Here is an 18198-nt window from a genome sequence, read left to right as displayed (position 1 = left end):
TCCACGAATCGTGAACGGTATGTCCACGATTGCCACGTGGACACGAACGATCGGGTCGGCTTTCCTGGACCCGTGCCGTCCTCGTCCCGCACCGGAGCGACCCTCGCCGTCGCCGCCATGCTCTGCGTCCAGCTCGGCCTCGCCGCGTCGGTCGGCCTGTTCGACCGCATCGGTCCGGAAGGCGCGGCGTGGCTGCGCCTGGCCTGGGCCGGGGTGCTGCTGCTCGTCGTGGTGCGGCCGCGGCCGTCGTCGTTCCGGCGCAGCGCCTTCCTCGCCTGCTGCGGGCTGGGCGTGGTCACCGCGGGGATGACGATGCTGTTCATGCAGGCCGCCGCCCGGTTGCCGCTCGGCACGGCGAGCGCGCTGGAGTTCCTCGGCCCGCTGGCCGTCGCGGTCACCCGCGGCGGGCAGCGGCGGTGGCCCGTCCTCGCCGCGGCCGGGGTGGTGCTGCTGACCCGGCCGTGGCAGGGCGACGCCGACCTCGTGGGCATCGGCTGCGCGCTCGGCTCCGCGGTCTGCTGGGCCGGCTACATCGTGCTGACGCAACGGGTCGGCGACGAGGTGGCGGGCGTGCGCGGGCTCGCGGTGTCGATGCCGGTGGCGGGACTCGTCGCCACGCTCGCCTCCGGGCCCGGCGTGCTCACGCACCTGACGTGGCCGCTGCTGCTCACCGGCCTCGGGCTCGCGGTGCTGCTGCCGGTGGTGCCGTTCGCGCTCGAAATGCTCGCCCTCCGACGGCTGACGACCTCCGCGTTCGGGACGCTGATGAGCCTGGAACCGGCCATCGCCCTGCTGATCGGGTTCCTCGTACTGCACCAGGTCCCGGACGCGGGCGCGGCCGCGGGCGTGGTGTTCGTCGTCGCGGCCGGGATCGGCGCGGAACGGACCGGCGCGCGCGAGCCGGCCGGTGACCACGAGCCGGGTCTGCAGCCCCGCTCGCCGACGACATCGTCATGACGGACGAGCGGCGGCCGCCCAGGGGGCGAAGGCGAACCCGTCGCCCTCCGGCCGGACTTCCACCGCACCCGCGCCGGCGAAGTGCGCGGGGACGACGAGTTCCCGTTCGCCGGCGGCCCGCTGCAGCACCCGGCGGCGGCTGGCCACCGCCTGCTCCGGGGCGAGGCAGGCGCTGCTGTTGCAGCCGGGGTGCCGGAGCTGGACCGGGCTGTGCACCAGATCCCCGACGAAGACGGCCCGGTCGGTCCCGGAGGCGAGCCGGAGCACGGCGGAACCGGGGGTGTGGCCGGGCGCGGACTCCAGCGTGAGGTGTTCGTCGATGCGGTGCCTGCCGTCCCACACCACGGCCTGTCCGGCCCGGTGGACGGGCGCGATGCTGTCTTCGTAGACCAGGCGGTCGACCTCGCGGTCGCCGTACCCGTTGGCCGGGCCGTAGTGGAAGTCGTCCGCCGCCGGGACGAAGTACCGGGCGTTCGGGAAGGTCGGGACCCATTCCCCGCCGGCGTCGACGGTGTTCCAGCCGACGTGGTCGGCGTGCAGGTGCGTGTTGACGACGACGTCGACGTCCGGCGGCCGGACGCCGGCTGCGGTCAGCAGTTCGAGGAAATCACCCTGGCACCGGTGGAACGGCGGCATGCCCGGCCGTTCCCGCCCGTTGCCCGCGCCGGTGTCGACCACGACGGTCCGGCCACCGCTGCGCAGCACCCACGTCTGCAGCGCGAGCACCGCCCAGCCGCTGTCCGGGTCCCAGTGGTCCGGAGCCAGGTCGCGCCAGGCGTCGGCGGGCGCGTCCGGGACGATCCCGGACGCCGGCGCGAAGGGCTTCTGCCACTCCACGATCCGGATGACCTCGACGTCCCCCAGCACCATGGTCTGCACACGCTCGTTGTTCATGCGTTCGACCCTAGGAATGAGCGGCTGATCTTCTCAATGCTCGTCGAGCTCATGAAAATACGCATGCAGCTCAGGCGTGGGATATCCTGCGGGCGTGGACGTGGTGAGCGACGCGATCTCCGCGGTGCGCCTCGGGCACCCGTCGTCGCACCGGGTGCGCGCCGGGGGGAGCTGGTGCGCGCGGCTCGATCCCTACGACGGCGCGGGTTTCCACGTCGTCCTGAAGGGCAGCTGCTGGCTGCTGCCCGACGGGGGCGTCCCGGTGCTCCTCGGCGTGGGCGACTCGGTGCTGCTGCCGCACGGCACCGGCCACGTGATCGCCGATTCCCCGGAGGCCGCGGAGAAGGCGGAGCCGTTCGAGCGCTGGGCGGCGCGAGCGCGATCGGTCGAGCCCGCCGAGACGGAGCTGCTCTGCGGCGAGTACCGGCTCGACTGCAGCCGCCTGCACCCGCTGCTGACCGAGCTGCCCGAGGTGGTCCACCTGCCCAGCCGGGTGGGCAGCCACCTGGAGCTCCGCGCGGCGATCGACCTGCTCGCGGGCGAGCTGGACGAGCGACGCCCCGGCGCCTGCATCGCCCTGCCCAGCCTGCTCGACCTGCTGCTGGTCTACCTCATCCGCTCCTGGCTGACCGAGGCCACGGCCGGAACCTGGCCCCGGGTACTGGGCGACCCGGTGACGGCGGCGGCCCTGCGGGCACTGCACACGGACCCGGCGGCGCCGTGGAGCAACGACCGCCTGGCCGCGGAGGCGGGCGTCTCCCGCCCGACGTTGGCCCGCAGGTTCACCTCCCTGGTCGGCCGCCCGCCGATGGCGTACCTGACGTGGTGGCGCCTGATCCTCGCGGCCGGCCGGCTCCGCACCACCGCGGACACCTTGGCGACCATCGCCACCCGAGTCGGTTACGGCAGCCCGTACGCGCTTTCCCACGCCTTCGAACGGGAATTCGGTGTCACGCCGGGCCGGTACCGCGCCCAGGCGGCGGAGCGATCCGCCGCGGCTCCGGCCTAAGCGAAGACATCCCGCCGCGCGGCCACCCACTCCGCGTAGGTCGTCCCCCGGCGGCCCAGCAGTTCCTCGACCACACCGGTCGGCACCTCCGGATTCCGCACCGTCTCCGCAAAGCCTTCGAGCAGCCACCCGACCGCGTCTTCCGGGACCCCGTAACCGATCCACCGCGCCCGCTGCTCCACCGGAGTCAGCTCCCGGAACCGGATCTCCTTGCCCAGCACCGAGCCGATGACCCGCACCTGCTCACGCAGGCTCACCGCCTCCGGTCCACTGAGGACATACGTCGCCCCGGCATGCCCGTCGGACACCAGGACCCGGGCCGCCACCGCCGCGATGTCACCGAGGTCGATGGGTGTCTGCGTCGCGTCGCCGTAGGCCATCGCGACCTCGCCCGCGCGGACCATCGGTGCCCAGTCCAGCGTGTTGTTCATGAACGCGCCCGGCCGCAGGAAGGTCCAGGCGAACCCCGCATCCCGGACGGCCGCTTCGACCGTGGCGTACTCGTGCCCGCTGGACCCCTCGTGCTCGTCGCCGACGCTGCTGCCCGACAACGCCACCACCCGCTCGACGCCGGCGTCCGAAGCCAGCTCGCAGAACCGCCGGACGGTCCGCGCCATCGGCGCCAGGTAAACCGCCGCGACGCCCTTGAGCGCCACGGGCAGCGTCGACGGCCGGGCCAGTGACCCGACGACGACCTCCGCCTCGGCAGGCAGCTGTGCGCGGTCCGGGTCGACGGTCAGCGCCCGCACCGGCACCCCCGTCGCGACGAGTTCGTCGACCACCAGCCGGCCGACGCTGCCGGTCGCTCCGGTCACCAGGATCGTCATGAGCGTCCTCCTCATTCTCGTATGCCGTACGAGATCGTACGGCATACGAGAACCACAGGAGAACCGAAAACCTCAGGAAGTGATGGTCGGCAGTTCCGGCGCCGCGACGTCGTAGACCTTGCCGTCCTGGGTCAGCAGCGCCGCCAGCACCTTGGCCTTGCGGTCGGTCTGCTCCGCCGTCCCCCAGCGGACGATCTTCCCGTTGCCCAGCGTGAACTCCACGCTCGCCGGCGTCTTCGCCGTCGCCGTGGTGACCTGCTTGAGCAGCTGCTCCGGGATCACCCCGAGCACCGCCGTCACCGCGCGCGTCACCGGGTCGTCGGCCGACACCTTCGGCAGCTTGAGCTCCGGCAGTCCCACGGGCCGGGCCGGGACCGTCTTGAACACCACGCCGCCGCCGTCGACCAGGTGGACGCCGTCGCCGCCCGGGCCGCTGTCGAAGAACGCGATCGCCGTCCGCTCGGTCACCGTGATCTCGACCGTGTTCGGCCACGAGCGCGACACCTCGACCGTCGCGATGCCCGGCATCGCCGCCACCCGGTCGCGGATGTCGTCGGTGCTCAACCGCAGCATCGGCTTGTCCGCCGGGACCGCCGCCACCGTGCGGATCTGGTCCACCGGCACCGTGCGGGCCCCGTTCACCGCGACGTCCTGCACGCCCAGCATCGAGCTGAAGAACAGCAGGTAGACCAGCGCCACCACGGTGAGCACGGACAGCAGCGCGACCCACCGGCGGCGGATCTCCACCTGCCGGTTGGGCCGGTTGCGCGGCGACGGACGCGCGGCGGCAGCGCGGGTCCGGCGGCGCTCCTCCTCGGAGCGCCGCCCGCGCCGCTGCCGGGCCAGGGTCGCCCGATCCGGCGCGTCGTCTTCCGCGGAGGAGGCGGCGGACTGCGGACGGCGTTCCCTGGTCGGACTCATGGCCTCAGCGCTTGTCCAGCTCGGCGAGGATTTCCGGCCCCAGCTGCGTCACGTCCCCGGCGCCCATGGTCACCACGAGGTCGCCGGGCTTGGCCAGCCCGGCCGCCAGCGGCGCGGCGACGTCGAACGCCGGCTCGTAGTGCACCGACGCGGTCACCTCGTCCGCGATCAACGCACCGGTCACCCCCGGCTCCGGCTCCTCGCGCGCACCGTAGACGTCCAGCACGACGACCTCGTCGGCCAGCGACAACGCGGCCGCGAACTCCGTCGAGAACGTCTTGGTCCGCGAGTACAGGTGCGGCTGGAACACGACGATCACCCGGCCGGTCCCGGCCGCCGTGCGCACCGCGCGCAGCTGCGCGGCCACCTCGGTCGGGTGGTGGGCGTAGTCGTCGTAGACCCGGACGTCGCCGGCCCGGCCCTTGAACTCGAACCGCCGCCGCACCCCGCCGAAGGCCCCGAGACCCTCGACCATGCCGTCGACCGGCGCGCCCAGCTCGATCCCGGCCAGCAGCGCCGCGATCGCGTTCAGCGCCATGTGCTCGCCCGGCACGGCGACCCGCACCGACAGCTCGGCGCCGTCGAGCAGCAGCCGCACGACCCCGCCGTCCGGCGCCGGGACGTAGTCCAGGACCCGCGCGTCGCCCGGCTCGGTCACCGTGCGGCCGTAGCGGCGGACCCGCACGCCCAGGTCGGCGGCCTGCCGGCCCAGCTCGTCGGCCGCAAGATCGTCGGCGCAGACGATCAGCAGCCCGCCCGGCACGATCCGGCTCACGAACTCGGTGAACACCTTGGTGTAGGCCTCGGCCGTGCCGTGGTGGTCCAGGTGGTCCGGCTCGACGTTCGTCACGACCGCGACCGACGGCGAATAGGTCAGGAACGAGCCGTCGCTCTCGTCGGCCTCGGCGACGAAGAGCCCGCCCTCGCCGTGGTGGGCGTTGGCCCCGGACTCGTTGAGGTCGCCGCCGATGGCGAACGACGGGTCGAGCCGGCAGTGCTGCAGGGCCACGGTGAGCATCGACGTCGTCGACGTCTTGCCGTGCGTGCCCGCGATGCAGGCGACCCGGTGGCCTTCCATCAGCCCGGCCAGCGCCTGCGCCCGGTGCAGCACCGGGATGCCCGCTTCCCGGGCCGCGGCCAGCTCCGGGTTGGTCTCCTTGATCGCCGTCGAGACGACCACCGCCGACGGCGGCTCGGCCAGTGCCGCGATGTTCGCGGCGGCCTGGCCGACGAACAGCTCCGCGCCCTGCGCCCGCAGCGACAGCAGCGCGCGCGACTCCTTGGCGTCCGAGCCCGACACGAACGCCCCGCGGGCCAGCAGGATCCGGGCGATGCCGGACATGCCGGCCCCGCCGATCCCGATCAGGTGCGCCCGGCGCAGCTCTTCCGGCAACTCAAGCACGGGCGGCCTCCAGGACGATCCGGGCGAGGGTTTCGTCGGCTTCGCGGTGGCCCATGCCGACCGCCGCCGCGCCCATTTTCGCGACGCGGTCGGCGTCGGTGACCAGCGGGACGACCAGCTCGGCGACCTTGGCCGGGCTCAGGTCGGCGTCGTCGATCATCAGCGCGGCCCCGGCGTCGACCGCGGGACGGCCGTTGGTGGCCTGCTCGCCGTTGCCGATCGGCAGCGGGACGAACACCGCGGGCAGCCCGACCGACGTCACCTCGGCGACGGTCATCGCGCCCGAGCGGCAGATCGCCACGTCGGCCGCGGCGTAGGCCAGGTCCATCCGCTCCAGGTACGGCACCGGCACGTACGCCGGCTTGCCCGGGAACTCCTGCACGACCAGCGTGTTCTTCGGCCCGTGCGCGTGCAGGACGCCGACCCCGGCGTCCGCCAGGTCCTTGGCCGCACCGGACACGGCGGCGTTGATCGACTGCGCGCCCTGCGAACCGCCGAAGACCAGCAGCGTCGGCGCGTCCGGGTCCAGGCCGAAGAACTCGCGCGCCTCGGCCCGCAGCGCGGGCCGGTCCAGCGCGGTGATCGACCGCCGCAGCGGGATCCCGACGACCTCGGCCTTCGGCAACGGCGTGCCCGGGACGGCGACGGCGACGCGCGCGGCGAACCGGGCACCGACCTTGTTCGCCAGGCCCGCCGACTTGTTGGCCTCGTGCACGACGATCGGGACGCGCCCGCGCGCCGCCAGGTAGGCGGGCAGGGCGACGTACCCGCCGAAGCCGACGACGACGTCCGCGCCGACGCGCTCCAGCACTTCACGGGTCTTGCGGACCGAGTCGCGGACCTTCAGCGGCAGCCGGATCAGCTCCGGCGTCGGCTTGCGCGGCAGCGGGACCGGCGGGATCAGCTCGAGGGGGTAGCCACGGGCCGGGACCAGCTTGTTCTCCAGGCCGCGCTCGGTGCCGAGCGCGACGACCGTCGCGTCCGGGCGCAGCCGCATGACGGCGTCGGCCAGGGCGAGGGCCGGTTCGATGTGTCCTGCGGTGCCACCTCCGGCGACCACGACCACGGGCCCCTTGCCCGTGGCTGATCGCTCGGTTCCCTTGACGGGCTTACTCACCTATGACCTCTCCGGTTCGCGGTACTCCGGGTACCACGGCTCGCTGTTGTCCGCGCGGCCCCGCCGCGAGACGTGGCCGTGCTCGTCCGTGCCGCGCTGCGGCGCACCGGTTCGCGGACCGACCTCCGTCGTTCCTGCGCCGGGGCGGGCCGGGCCGCACGGGGCGCCGGCCTGGCCGCCTTCGCCCCACTCCGCCCCGCCGCCTTGCGCGTGGCGGGCGGGCGGTACGGGTCGGGCGCGGGCAGCCGCAGCAGACGCCCGAATTTACCCGGCCCCTGTGTGCGCAGTGCGGCCACCGCCTCCGGTTCGTGCCGGGCGGCGTTCGCGAGCACGCCCATGATGAGCATGGTGATCACCAGCGAGGTGCCGCCGTAGGAGATGAGCGGCAGCGTGACACCGGTGACCGGCAGCAGGCCGACGACGTAGCCGATGTTGATGCCGGCCTGGGCCACCAGGAACACCGTCAGCGTGCCGGAGACGATCCGGATCCACGGGTCGATGTTGCGGGTGGCGATCCGCAGGCCCACCACCGCGACCCCGCCGAAGAGGGCGAGCACGACGACGCAGCCGATCAGCCCGAGCTCCTCGCCGATCAGGGCGAAGATGAAGTCGTTCTGGACGTTCGGCAGGTAGTTCCAGCTGGCCGCGCCCTGGCCGAGGCCCTTGCCGAGCAGCCCGCCGTCGGCGAGCGCCAGCTTGGCCTGGTTCGCCTGGAAGCCGCCGGCGCTGGTGTCGGCGTCCGGCGAGAGGAACGACATGACGCGGTCGAGCCGGTAGGGCGCGATGACGGCGAGCACGAGCACCCCGGCCAGGCCACCGGCGAGGATGACGCCGAACAGCCGTTTCGGGGCGCCGGCGAACCACAGCAGCGCCAGCAGCACCACGGCCAGGGTGACCGTGCCGCCGAGGTCGGGCTGCAGCATGACCAGGGCGAACATCAGCAGCGCGATCGGCACCACCGGCACCAGCAGGTGCCGCCACTGGTGGATCACGTTGTACTTGATCACCAGGATGTGCGCGCCCCAGAAGGCCAGCGCCACCTTCGCGGCCTCGACCGGCTGGAAGGTGAACTCGCCGATCTTGAACCAGCCCTGCGAGCCGTTGACCGTCGAGCCGAGCGGGGTGAGCACGAGCATCAGCAGGCCGAGGCAGATCACCGTCACCGTGGCCGACATCCGCCGGATCCGCTCCAGCTTGACCCGCAGGCCCAGCCAGAACACGAACGAGCCGAGCGCGACGAACACCAGGTGCTTGACGAACAGCGAGTAGACGCCGCTGCCGGTCTTCGGGTTGTAGGAAGCCACCGAAGACGCCGACAGCACCATGACGATGCCGATGACGGTGAGCACGCCGGTGAGGGCGAGCACGAGGTGGAACGACGCCAGCGGCCGCGAGAGCCACGCGGTCAGCGCGGTCCGGACCGCGACGAAGGCGCTCTCCTTGCGCTCGCGGCGCGGCCGCTTCGGCGGCGGTCCGGGCTTGGTCTCAGCTGTCGGCACTCGGCTCCCCCGCTGCGTCGTCGCGGAGGACATGCACCGCCGCGGCGAACGCGTCACCGCGCGCGCCGTAGTTCGGGAACATGTCCAACGACGCCGCGGCGGGTGCCAGCAGCACCACGTCACCGGGTCGGGCCATCGCGCTGGCCGCACTCACCGCCGCAGTCATGGGTTCATCGTCACCCGGACGGAGGCTGTTCACCGGGACATCCGGCGCGTGTCGCGCAACCGCGGCGGCGATCACGGGTGAATCCACGCCGAGGAGCACGACCCCGCGGAGGCGGCCGGCGATGCTGCTCACCAGCTCGTCGACCGAGGCACCCTTGAGCTGGCCACCGGCGATCCACACGATCGACTCGTGGGCGCGCAGGGAGCCGGCGGCCGCGTGCGGGTTGGTCGCCTTCGAGTCGTTGACGTACCGCACCCCGGCCACCTCGGCGACCTCGGCGGCCCGGTGCGGGGCCGGCTGGTACTCGCGCAGGCCCTTCAGCACGGCTTCCGGCGTGACGCCGTGGGCGCGGGCCAGCGCGGCCGCGGCGAGTGCGTTGGCGACGTTGTGCGGGCCCGCCGGGCGGACGTCCGACAGCGTGGCGAGCTGCTCGGCGGTGTTCGCCGGGTCGGCGACGAAGGCGCGGTCGACCAGCAGGTCCTCGACCACGCCCAGCTCACCGGCGCGCGGGGTGTCGAGCTGGAAACCGACGCGGCGAGCGCTCTCGGGCGCGTGCTCGTCGGCGATCCGGGTCGACCAGTCGTCGTCGGCGTTGTGCACCGCGACCTTGGCCCGGGCGTAGACCCGGCCCTTCGCGGCCGCGTACTCGTCCATCGAGCCGTGCCAGTCGATGTGGTCCTCGGCCAGGTTCAGCACCACGGCGGCGTCCGGGGCCAGCGTCGAGGACCAGTGCAGCTGGAAGCTCGACAGCTCCACGGCCAGCACGTCGTAGCCCGCGCGGACCGCGTCGAGCGCCGCGTACCCGATGTTCCCGCAGGCCACGGCGTTGGCCCCGGCCGCCTTGAGGATCGCTTCGAGCATGCCGGCGGTGGTCGTCTTGCCGTTGGTGCCGGTCACCACCAGCCAGGACGGCGGGTGTTCGCGCAGCTGCCCGACCCGCCAGGCCAGTTCGACGTCGCCGATCACCTCGACCCCCGCTTCGGCCGCGGCCACCAGCAGCGGCGACGTCGGCCGCCAGCCGGGGCTGGTGACCACGAGGACGACGTCGGACGGCGGCTCGGTCAGGCCCGGCACCAGCTCGGCGCCGAGGCCGTCCAGCTCGGCCAGGCGCTCGGCGTTGCCGTCGGTGACGGTGACGCGCGCACCCAGCTCGACCAGCACCGGCACCACGGACTTGCCCGTGACGCCGGCTCCGGCGACCAGGACGTGACGACCCGAAATCTCCACGGTCAGCCGCCGAGACCCAGCTGCTCGCTGTAGAACAGGCCGAGCCCGAACATGCAGCAGATCGCCGAGAGCAGCCAGAACCGGATGATCACCGTGGTTTCGGCCCAGCCGGCGAGCTCGAAGTGGTGGTGGAACGGCGCCATCCGGAACAGCCGGCGCCGGGTTGTCCGGAACACCGCGATCTGCGCGACCACCGAGATCATCTCGACCATGAACAGGCCGCCGATGACGATGGCGAGCAGCTCGGTGCGGGTGGTCATCGACAGGCCGGCGACCAGGCCGCCGAGAGCCAGCGAGCCGGTGTCGCCCATGAAGATCTTCGCCGGGGCCGCGTTCCACCAGAGGAACCCGACGCAGGCGCCGGTCGCCGCGGCGGCCACCACGGCCAGGTCCAGCGGGTCGCGGACGTCGTAGCAGGCCGGGGCGGGCCCGTTCGAGCAGGACAGCCGCTCCTGCCAGAACGAGATGACGACGTAGGTGGCCAGCACCATCGCCGCCGCGCCGCCGGCCAGGCCGTCGAGGCCGTCGGTGAAGTTCACCGCGTTCGACCAGCCGGAGATCACGATGTAGCAGAAGATCACGAAGATCACCGACGGGAAGGTGATCAGCGCGAGGTCGCGGACGTAGGAGAGGCTCTCCGACGCCGGCGTGATGCCGTGCTCGTTCGGGAAGTTCAGCACCAGCACCGCGAACGCGATGGTGACCACCAGCTGCCCGACCAGCTTCGCGGTCTTGTTCAGCCCCAGGTTGCGCTGCTTGCGGATCTTGATGAAGTCGTCGAGGAACCCGACGATCCCCAGGCCCACCGCGAGCATCAGGACCAGCAGCCCGGAGGCCGTCGGCGCGCCGCTGCGGGAGTTGAACATCCAGTTGATCAGGTGCGCGGCGAAGTACCCGACGACCATCGCGATGATGATCGCGACACCGCCCATGGTCGGGGTACCGCGCTTGGACTTGTGTCCCTGGGGGCCTTCCTCGCGGATCTCCTGGCCGAAGCCCTGCCGGGAGAAGACCCGGATCAGGTAGGGCGTGAGCAGGATGGAGATCAGCAGGCCCGCCGCGGCCGCGATCAGGATGCTGATCACGCGTCACCACCGTTCGAGCGATTCTCGGAGTTGTCGGTTTCCCGGGGTTCGAGCAGAGCTTCGGCGACCCGCCAGAGGCCTGCGGCCTTGGAGGCCTTGACCAGCACCACGTCCCCGGGGCGGAGCTGATCATGCAGCAGGGCGATCGCGGCCTCGACGTCGGGTACCAGTGCCGACTCCTCGCCCCAGGAACCCTCCTGGTGCGCGCCCTGGTGCATGGCCGCCGCCTCGGGCCCGATCACGACGAGCTTGGCGATGTTGAGCCGGACGACGAGCCTGCCGATCTCGTCGTGGGCGGTGACCGAGTCCGCGCCGAGCTCGCCCATCACGCCGAGCACGGCCCAGGAGCGGCGGCCGGTGTCCCGGGTCATCGCCGCGAGGGCCTTCAGGCCGGCCCGCATCGACTCGGGGTTGGCGTTGAAGGAGTCGTTGAGGATCGTCACGCCGTCGGGCCGGGTGACGACCTCCATGCGGCGCGCGGAGCGCCGTTCGAGGTTCGAGAGCCGGGCGGCGATGTCGGCCGGGCTCACGCCCAGCTCCAGGGCCACCGCAGCGGCCGACAGCGCGTTGCCGACGTGGTGCTCGCCGTGCAGCGGCAGCTTGACGTCGGCCGCGCCGGCCGGGGTGACCAGCCGGAAGGACGCGCGGGCCTCGTCGTCGACGGTGATGTCCTCCGCGCGGATCTGCGCCGACGGGCTCTCCCCGACGAAGACCACCCGGGCCTTCGTGCGGCTCGCCATGGCCGCGACCAGCGGGTCGTCGAGGTTGAGCACCGCGACGCCGTCCTCGGGCAGTGCCTCGACCAGCTCACCCTTGGTCTTCGCGATGCCCTCGCGCGAGCCGAACTCGCCGACGTGCGCGCTGCCGACGTTGAGCACGACGCCGATCTTCGGCGGCGCGATCGCGGCGAGGTGGGCGATGTGCCCCGGGCCGCGCGCGGACAGCTCCAGCACCAGGTGCCGGGTCGCCGCGTCGGCCCGCAGCGCCGTCCACGGGTGGCCGAGCTCGTTGTTGAACGACCCGGGCGGCGCGATCGTCGGGCCGAGCGGCTCGAGCAGCTGCGCGATGACGTCCTTGGTCGAGGTCTTGCCGGAGGAACCGGTGACGCCGACGACGGTCAGCTCGCCCTCGGCCAGCCGCTGGACGACGAACCGGGCGAGCTTGGCCAGCGCGGCCAGCACCGCGGCGCCGGAGCCGTCCTTGTCGCCGGTCAGCGCGACCGACCGCTCGTGGGCCTCGCCCGCGCCGATCGGCGGGACGACGATCGCGGGCGCGTCGACCTCGCGGGCGGCCAGCACCGCCACCGCCCCGGCCTCGACGGCCTGCGCGGCGAAGTCGTGGCCGTCGACCTTCTCCCCCGGCAGGGCCACGAACAGGCCGCCGGGGGTGAGCTTCCGGGTGTCGAACTCCACGGTGCCGGTCACCTGCGCGCCCGGCTCGGCGCGGTGCAGCCGGCCGCCGACGACGTCGGCGATCTCGGCCAGGCTGAGCACGATCACACACTCACCTCGAGTTTGTTGCGGATGGCCGCGGCCAGCTCGTCGCGGTCGGAGAACGGGTGCACGACGCCGCCGGCCTCCTGGCCGGACTCGTGCCCCTTGCCGGCGAGGAAGACGATGTCGCCCGGCCCGGCGAGTGAGACGGCGTGCGCGATGGCCTCACGGCGGTCGCCGATCTCGAGGACCTCGCCCCCTTCGGCGGGCCCCACGGCGCGGGCGCCGGCGAGCATGGCGGCCCGGATGGCCGCCGGGTCTTCGGAGCGGGGGTTGTCGTCGGTGACGATCAGGACGTCGCTGCGGCGGGCCGCGGCCTCGCCCATCATCGGGCGCTTGGCGGTGTCCCGGTCGCCGCCGCAGCCGAGCACGGTGATGATCCGGCCTTCGGTGCGGGCCCGCAGCGCGTCCAGGCCCTGGGCGACCGCGGCCGGCTTGTGGGCGTAGTCGACGACGGCGGTGAACTCCTGGCCGACGTAGACCCGCTCCATCCGGCCCGGCACCTGCACCTGGGCCAGCCCGGCGACGATGTGCTCCACGCCGACGCCCGCGGTGCCGAGGATCGCGGCGGCGAGCACGGCGTTGGCGACGTTGAACTCGCCCGGCAGCGGGATCCGGGCCGCGGCGCGGACGCCGTCCGGGCCGTGCAGGGTGAACGTCTGCTCGCCCTGCGGGGTGGCCTCCAGGTCGGTGGCCTTCCACACGGCGTCGGTGCCGGGGTCGGTGGTGACGGTGATCGTCTGCGGCGTGAGCAGCGCCTGGCCCCACGCGCTGTCGACCACGACGACCTCGTGCGTCGAGCGGCCGTCGAACAGCAGGGACTTCGCGGCGAAGTACTCCTGCATGTCCTTGTGGAAGTCCAGGTGGTCCTGGGAGAGGTTGGTGAAGGCGCCGACGTTGAAGCGGGTGCCGTTGACCCGGCCCAGCGCGAGCGCGTGGCTGGAGACCTCCATCGGCACGTGCGTGACGCCGCGCTCGAGCATCACCGCGAGCAGCGCCTGCAGGTCCGGCGCCTCCGGGGTGGTGAACCCGCTGACCAGGCGTTCGCCGGCGATCCGGGTCTCCACGGTTCCGATCAGGCCGGTGGTCAGGCCCGCGGCCTGCAGGCCGGCGTCGACCAGGTAGGACGTCGTGGTCTTGCCGGAGGTCCCGGTGACGCCGAGGACGGACAGCTTCAGCGAGGGCTCGCCGTAGATCCAGGCGGCGATCTCGCCGAGCGCGGCGCGCGGGTCGGCGTGGACCAGGATCGGGACGCCGGCGTCGCGCAGGGCGGGCCGCTCGGCCCCTTCGGCGTCGGTCAGCACGGCGACGGCCCCGGCCGCGACCGCCTGGTCGCTGAAGTCGGCGCCGTGGGCGCGGGCGCCCGGGAGGGCGGCGAAGAGGTCACCGGGCAGCACGTGCTGCGCGCGCAGCGTGGTGCCGGTGACGGTGAGCTCGGCCGCGTCGGGGCTCTCCGCGATCAGGCGAGCGTCCGCCCTGGCGAGCAGCGTCGCCAGCGGGACCGGGTCGATGCGCGCCGGGCGGGGCGGCGCGGGGACCGCTTTCACCGGGCTTTCCGGCACCTGGGAACTGGACGAGGACACGGACACGGCCAAGAGGCTACCGGCGGGCGGTTCGGGCACCCGCACGCGGTACGGCGATTGCGCACGGCTGAGGCACATGTGCTAGGCGCGGAACTCGACATCCTTGCCCCGCAAGGCTTTCCCCGGCCACCGACCCCACCATGTGGACACCCGCCCCGCGAAAAGCCGCAAGGGGCACCCTCGTGGACCCGAAGTCCACCAGGGTGCCCCTCCCGGTTTCCGGCTACGGGGCGATGATGAGCGGAACCTCCGGCGACGGACCGTCGGACAACGGGATCTGGTACCGCTGCGTCACATAGGACGCGATGGTGTGGAACAGCGGCGCGGCGGAGTGCCCCACCGGCAGCGTCGTGTCCGGCGCGTCCAGCCGGATCCCGATGACGAACCGCGGGTGGTCGGCGGGCAGGATGCCGGCGAAGGTGATGTTGTACAGGTGGTCGCTGTAGGCCCTCGTCCGCGGGTCGACCTGCTGGCCGGTGCCCGTTTTCCCGGAGATCTGGTAGCCCTCGACCGCCGCCGTCGGCGCGGTGCCCTTCTGCAGGCCCTTGCCGTTCTGGGCGACCGCGCGCATCATGTCGCGCACCGTCTTGGCGGTCTGCGGGCTGACCACCCGGACCGACTTCGGCGCCGGCTCGGGCACGGTCGTGCCGTCCGGGTTCACCTTGGCCTTGACGATCCGGGGTTCGACGCGCAGGCCGTCGTTGGCGATCGCCTGGTACATCCCGGCCATCTGCAGGATGGTCATCGACAGGCCCTGCCCGATCGGCAGGTTGCCGAAGGTGGTCGCCGACCACTGGCTGCGCGCGGGCACCACGCCCGCGCTCTCGCCGGGCAGGCCGACGCCGGTGCGCTGGCCGAGGCCGAACGACTTGAGCAGGTTCGCGTACCGCTCCTCGCCGATCTTCTGCGCCAGCAGCAGCGTGCCGATGTTGGAGGACTTGGCGAAGATGCCGGTGGTGGTGAACGTCTGCGTGCCGTGGGTCCAGGCGTCGTGCACCGTCTTGTCCGCCACCTGCAGCGCGCCGGGCACCTCGACGGTCGACTCCGGAGTCGCGATGCCGTAGTCGATCGCGCCGGTGGCGGTGACGAGCTTGTTGACCGACCCGGGTTCGAACGGCGTGGTCACCGCGGGGTTGGCGAGCGCGTCGTTGGTCCAGCTCGCCTGGTCGTTGGGATCGAACGTCGTGCTGTTGGCCAGCGCGTAGACCTCGCCGGTCTTGGCGTCGAGCACGACCGCCTGCCCGCCCTTGGCGTGCGACTGCTGGACGTAGTCCGCCAGCTGCCGCTGCACCTCGTACTGCAGGTCGGAGTCGATGGTCAGCTCGAGGTCCGAGCCGGGCACGGCGGCCTGCAGGTCGCGCTCGGTGCCCGGGATGACGACGTTGTCGCTGCCGTTCTTGGTGTTGACCATCATCCGGCCCGGCGTGCCGGCCAGGTCGTTGTCGCGCAGCAGCTCCAGCCCGACCAGGCCGTGCAGGTTGTGCTTGGAGACGTCCGGGTCGTCGGAGCGCCAGTTCGCGGCGCCGACGATGTTCGCCGCCAGGCTGCCGCCCGGGTACTCGCGCAGCGCGCGCTTTTCGACGCCGATCCACGCGAAGTGCTTGACGATGTCGGCGGCGATGGACGGCTCGATGTTGTTGACCAGGTAGGTGAAGGACGCCTGCTTGTGGAACAGGTCGAGCAGCTGCTGCTCGCTGACCACGGCGGGCAGCTTGCCCGCGATGTACTTGGCGGCCGCGGCCGTCTCGGCGTCGAACGTCTTCGGTGTGCCGGGGTTCTTGGCCGCGAAGTCGTCCATGCTCTTGTGCAGTGCCTTGAGGTTCACCGAAAGGGTGCGCACCTCGACGCTGAACGCCAGCTTGGCGCCGTTGCGGTCCACAATGGACCCGCGCTGGGCCGGGATGTCGATGGTCTGGGCCCGCTGCCGCTCGGCCGCGGCCGACAGCGCGGCGGCGTCGAACCACTGCACCTGCACCAGTTTCACGCCGGCGACGAGCAGGACGGCGACCAGCAGCAGGCGCACGGCGGAGAACCGGCTGCGGTGCCCGCCGTTCCCGCGGCGCGCGGCCGCGCTACGGGTCCCGGCGGCGTACGTCCGGCGCGCGCTGCCCGCGGCCCGCGCGCGGACCTGGCTGCGGCCCGAAGCCATCACTGGCCGCCTCCCGGCTGGGCCGGCGGCTGCTCTTCGGCGGGCACGGCCGGCTGGTCGCCCTCGATCGGGGCGCCCTGCTGCGACTGGGTGCCCGCGGCGGGCGCGGCGGGCGGCGCGGCCGGCACGACGGGGGCGTCCGCCTTGGCCTTCTTGGGCTCGCCGACGAGCGAGGTCTTCCCGTCCGGGCCGACGACGATCCGCGCCGGGTCACCGCCGGGCACCATGCCCAGCTGCTGGGCCGCGGGGGCCAGCGAAGCGGGCGACTCGGCCTTGGCGACGTCGCGCTGCAGCTGTTCCTTCTGCTCGGCCAGGTTCGCGTTGGTGGTGCGCAGCTGCTCCAGCCGGTAGGAGTCGGCGATCGCCTGCGTGGTCAGCCACAGCGTGGTCGCCACGCCGGCGGCCAGCAGCGCCATCATCATCAGCACGAAGGACGCGCGCGACTTCGGCAGCAGCTCCTTCAGCTGGAGCTTCGGCTTCGCCGCCTGCGCGGCGGGCCGGGCCTTCGGCTCCGGGCGCGCCTCGCGGTCCTTCAGCAGGTCGGCGCGCTGGGCGCGGCGGGCGTAGGCGCGCTCGGCCGCGGACGTGCGGCCGCGCGAACCGCGCCGGGCCGGGGCAGGCTGCTGGTCCGGCTCGACGGTGGCCGAGGTGCGGGCGGCCTCGCTGCGGGCCCGCGTCGCCGGCGCGGCCCGGCGGCGGGACTTCGCGGGAGCGGTCATCGCGGCTCTCCGATCCTCTCTGCGGCCCGCAGCCGCACCGAGGCGGCCCGCGGGTTCCGTTCGATCTCCTCTTCGCCGGCCTTCTCGGCCCCGCGGGTGAGGAGCTTCAGCTCCGGCCCGTGCCCGGGCAGCTCCACCGGGAGCCCCTCCGGGGTGCGGGACTTCGCGAGCTCGGCCAGCGCTTGCTTGACCAGCCGGTCTTCCAGGGACTGGTACGACTCGACGACGATCCGGCCGCCGGTCCTGAGCGCACCCAGCGCCGCCGGCATGGCGCGGCGCAGCACCTCCAGTTCGCCGTTGACCTCGATCCGCAGCGCCTGGAAGGTGCGCTTGGCCGGGTGCCCGCCGGTGCGGCGGGTGGCGGCCGGGACGGCGGCGTAGAGCAGCTCGACCAGGCGGCCGCTGGTGGTGAACGGTTCCTTCTCCCGCTCCGCCACGACCGACTTGACGATCCGCTGCGCGAACCGTTCCTCGCCGTAGTCGCGCAGGATGCGGACGAGCTCGCCCGGCGCGTAGGTGTTGAGGACGTCGGCCGCGGTGAACCCGGTGGTCGGGTCCATCCGCATGTCCAGCGGGGAGTCCTTGGCGTAGGCGAACCCGCGCTCGGCGCGGTCCAGCTGCATCGACGAGACGCCGAGGTCGAACAGGATGCCGTCGGCCTTGGCGATGCCCAGCCCGGCGAGGGCCTCCGGCAGCCCGTCGTAGACGGTGTGGACGAAGTCGACGCGGTCGCCGTGGCGGGTCAGGCGTTCGGCGGACTTCTCGAGCGCGGCGGGGTCGCGGTCCAGCGCGACCAGGCGCAGCCGGGGGAAGGTCTCGAGGAGGGCGTCGGAGTGGCCGCCGAGGCCGACGGTGGCGTCCACCAGGACGCCGTCGCGGTCGGCGAACACGGGGGTGAACAGCTCGACGATCCGGTCGAGCAGCACCGGGACGTGCTCGGGTGCCGTCATGTTCCCCTCCCCCTCTCTCGCCCGATCGGCCCGGGGGAAATATGGCGGATGCCGTCAGGTCCCTGTCCGCCCGCTGCGGACCTGGTACCGGGGAAGGTGCACCAGGGCTGTTGAGCGGACAGAGGCCTCACGGCATCCGGGTGGGCATCCCCTCTTCGCACGGACGGCGAACCTGTCGTCCCCCGACGACGAAGGTGCAC

General features: G+C 73.0%; 15 protein-coding genes. 2 read left to right on the top strand and 13 right to left on the bottom strand.

The genetic code is table 11. From position 1 onward, the window contains the following. The first annotated feature begins 36 nt into the window (after positions 1-36). The gene (locus ABZX11_RS14545) at positions 37-957 is read left to right on the top strand and encodes an EamA family transporter (RefSeq protein ID WP_254896861.1); all 921 of its coding nucleotides are present in this window, start codon (positions 37-39) and stop codon (positions 955-957) included. Here ABZX11_RS14545 and ABZX11_RS14540 read toward each other — a convergent pair. Beyond that, on the bottom strand, positions 952-1851 hold the full coding sequence (locus ABZX11_RS14540; protein WP_176171522.1) for an MBL fold metallo-hydrolase: 900 nt from the start codon (positions 1849-1851) through the stop codon (positions 952-954). The two genes, ABZX11_RS14545 and ABZX11_RS14540, sit on opposite strands and share 6 nt — an antisense overlap. 94 nt (positions 1852-1945) lie before the next feature. On the opposite strand from ABZX11_RS14540, the gene ABZX11_RS14535 reads away from it, so the two are divergent. Then, on the top strand, positions 1946-2860 hold the full coding sequence (locus tag ABZX11_RS14535) for an AraC family transcriptional regulator (protein WP_354913180.1): 915 nt from the start codon (positions 1946-1948) through the stop codon (positions 2858-2860). Here the strand turns inward: ABZX11_RS14535 and ABZX11_RS14530 are convergent. The 12 genes from ABZX11_RS14530 to rsmH form a co-directional block, all read right to left on the bottom strand. Next, complete coding sequence (locus tag ABZX11_RS14530) at positions 2857-3687, bottom strand: NAD(P)H-binding protein (RefSeq protein WP_354913178.1); 831 nt, start codon at positions 3685-3687, stop codon at positions 2857-2859. The genes ABZX11_RS14535 and ABZX11_RS14530 overlap by 4 nt on opposite strands. Before the next feature lie 72 nt (positions 3688-3759). Further along, positions 3760-4608: an FtsQ-type POTRA domain-containing protein gene (locus ABZX11_RS14525; protein WP_354913176.1), complete on the bottom strand. Its 849-nt coding sequence runs from the start codon at positions 4606-4608 to the stop codon at positions 3760-3762. A 4-nt stretch (positions 4609-4612) separates the two neighbouring features. After that, the gene (murC, locus tag ABZX11_RS14520; RefSeq protein WP_354913174.1) at positions 4613-6010 is read right to left on the bottom strand and encodes a UDP-N-acetylmuramate--L-alanine ligase; all 1398 of its coding nucleotides are present in this window, start codon (positions 6008-6010) and stop codon (positions 4613-4615) included. After that, the gene (gene murG / locus ABZX11_RS14515) at positions 6003-7127 is read right to left on the bottom strand and encodes an undecaprenyldiphospho-muramoylpentapeptide beta-N-acetylglucosaminyltransferase (RefSeq protein ID WP_354913172.1); all 1125 of its coding nucleotides are present in this window, start codon (positions 7125-7127) and stop codon (positions 6003-6005) included. The genes murC and murG overlap by 8 nt, the downstream gene beginning before the upstream one ends. Further along, complete coding sequence (ftsW, locus tag ABZX11_RS14510; protein ID WP_176171528.1) at positions 7124-8626, bottom strand: putative lipid II flippase FtsW; 1503 nt, start codon at positions 8624-8626, stop codon at positions 7124-7126. The genes murG and ftsW overlap by 4 nt, the downstream gene beginning before the upstream one ends. Beyond that, positions 8613-10019 carry a UDP-N-acetylmuramoyl-L-alanine--D-glutamate ligase gene (murD, locus tag ABZX11_RS14505; protein ID WP_354913170.1) on the bottom strand — a complete coding sequence of 469 codons (1407 nt, stop codon included), beginning with the start codon at positions 10017-10019 and terminating at the stop codon, positions 8613-8615. The genes ftsW and murD overlap by 14 nt, the downstream gene beginning before the upstream one ends. Before the next feature lie 2 nt (positions 10020-10021). Then, on the bottom strand, positions 10022-11104 hold the full coding sequence (gene mraY, locus ABZX11_RS14500; RefSeq protein ID WP_176171529.1) for a phospho-N-acetylmuramoyl-pentapeptide-transferase: 1083 nt from the start codon (positions 11102-11104) through the stop codon (positions 10022-10024). Further along, the gene (murF, locus tag ABZX11_RS14495; protein WP_354913168.1) at positions 11101-12603 is read right to left on the bottom strand and encodes a UDP-N-acetylmuramoyl-tripeptide--D-alanyl-D-alanine ligase; all 1503 of its coding nucleotides are present in this window, start codon (positions 12601-12603) and stop codon (positions 11101-11103) included. The genes mraY and murF overlap by 4 nt, the downstream gene beginning before the upstream one ends. Continuing rightward, positions 12600-14144, bottom strand: coding sequence for a UDP-N-acetylmuramoyl-L-alanyl-D-glutamate--2,6-diaminopimelate ligase (locus ABZX11_RS14490; RefSeq protein ID WP_354913501.1), 1545 nt, complete (start codon positions 14142-14144; stop codon positions 12600-12602). Before ABZX11_RS14490 ends, murF begins: the two co-directional genes overlap by 4 nt. A gap of 259 nt (positions 14145-14403) precedes the next feature. Then, positions 14404-16329 carry a penicillin-binding protein 2 gene (locus ABZX11_RS14485; RefSeq protein WP_354913166.1) on the bottom strand — a complete coding sequence of 642 codons (1926 nt, stop codon included), beginning with the start codon at positions 16327-16329 and terminating at the stop codon, positions 14404-14406. Continuing rightward, the gene (locus tag ABZX11_RS14480) at positions 16329-17048 is read right to left on the bottom strand and encodes a hypothetical protein (protein WP_176171532.1); all 720 of its coding nucleotides are present in this window, start codon (positions 17046-17048) and stop codon (positions 16329-16331) included. The genes ABZX11_RS14485 and ABZX11_RS14480 overlap by 1 nt, the downstream gene beginning before the upstream one ends. Further along, entirely contained in the window at positions 17045-17998 is a 954-nt protein-coding gene (rsmH, locus tag ABZX11_RS14475) for a 16S rRNA (cytosine(1402)-N(4))-methyltransferase RsmH (RefSeq protein ID WP_354913163.1), read from the bottom strand. The genes ABZX11_RS14480 and rsmH overlap by 4 nt, the downstream gene beginning before the upstream one ends. Positions 17999-18198: the final 200 nt, after the last annotated feature.

Origin of the sequence: Amycolatopsis sp. NPDC004169 (assembly GCF_040610315.1) — a bacterium.
In the GTDB taxonomy this organism is placed as follows: Bacteria; Actinomycetota; Actinomycetes; order Mycobacteriales; family Pseudonocardiaceae; genus Amycolatopsis.
The sequence above is the reverse complement of the archived record's forward strand: the minus strand, read 5'-3'. Positions and strand labels throughout refer to the sequence as shown.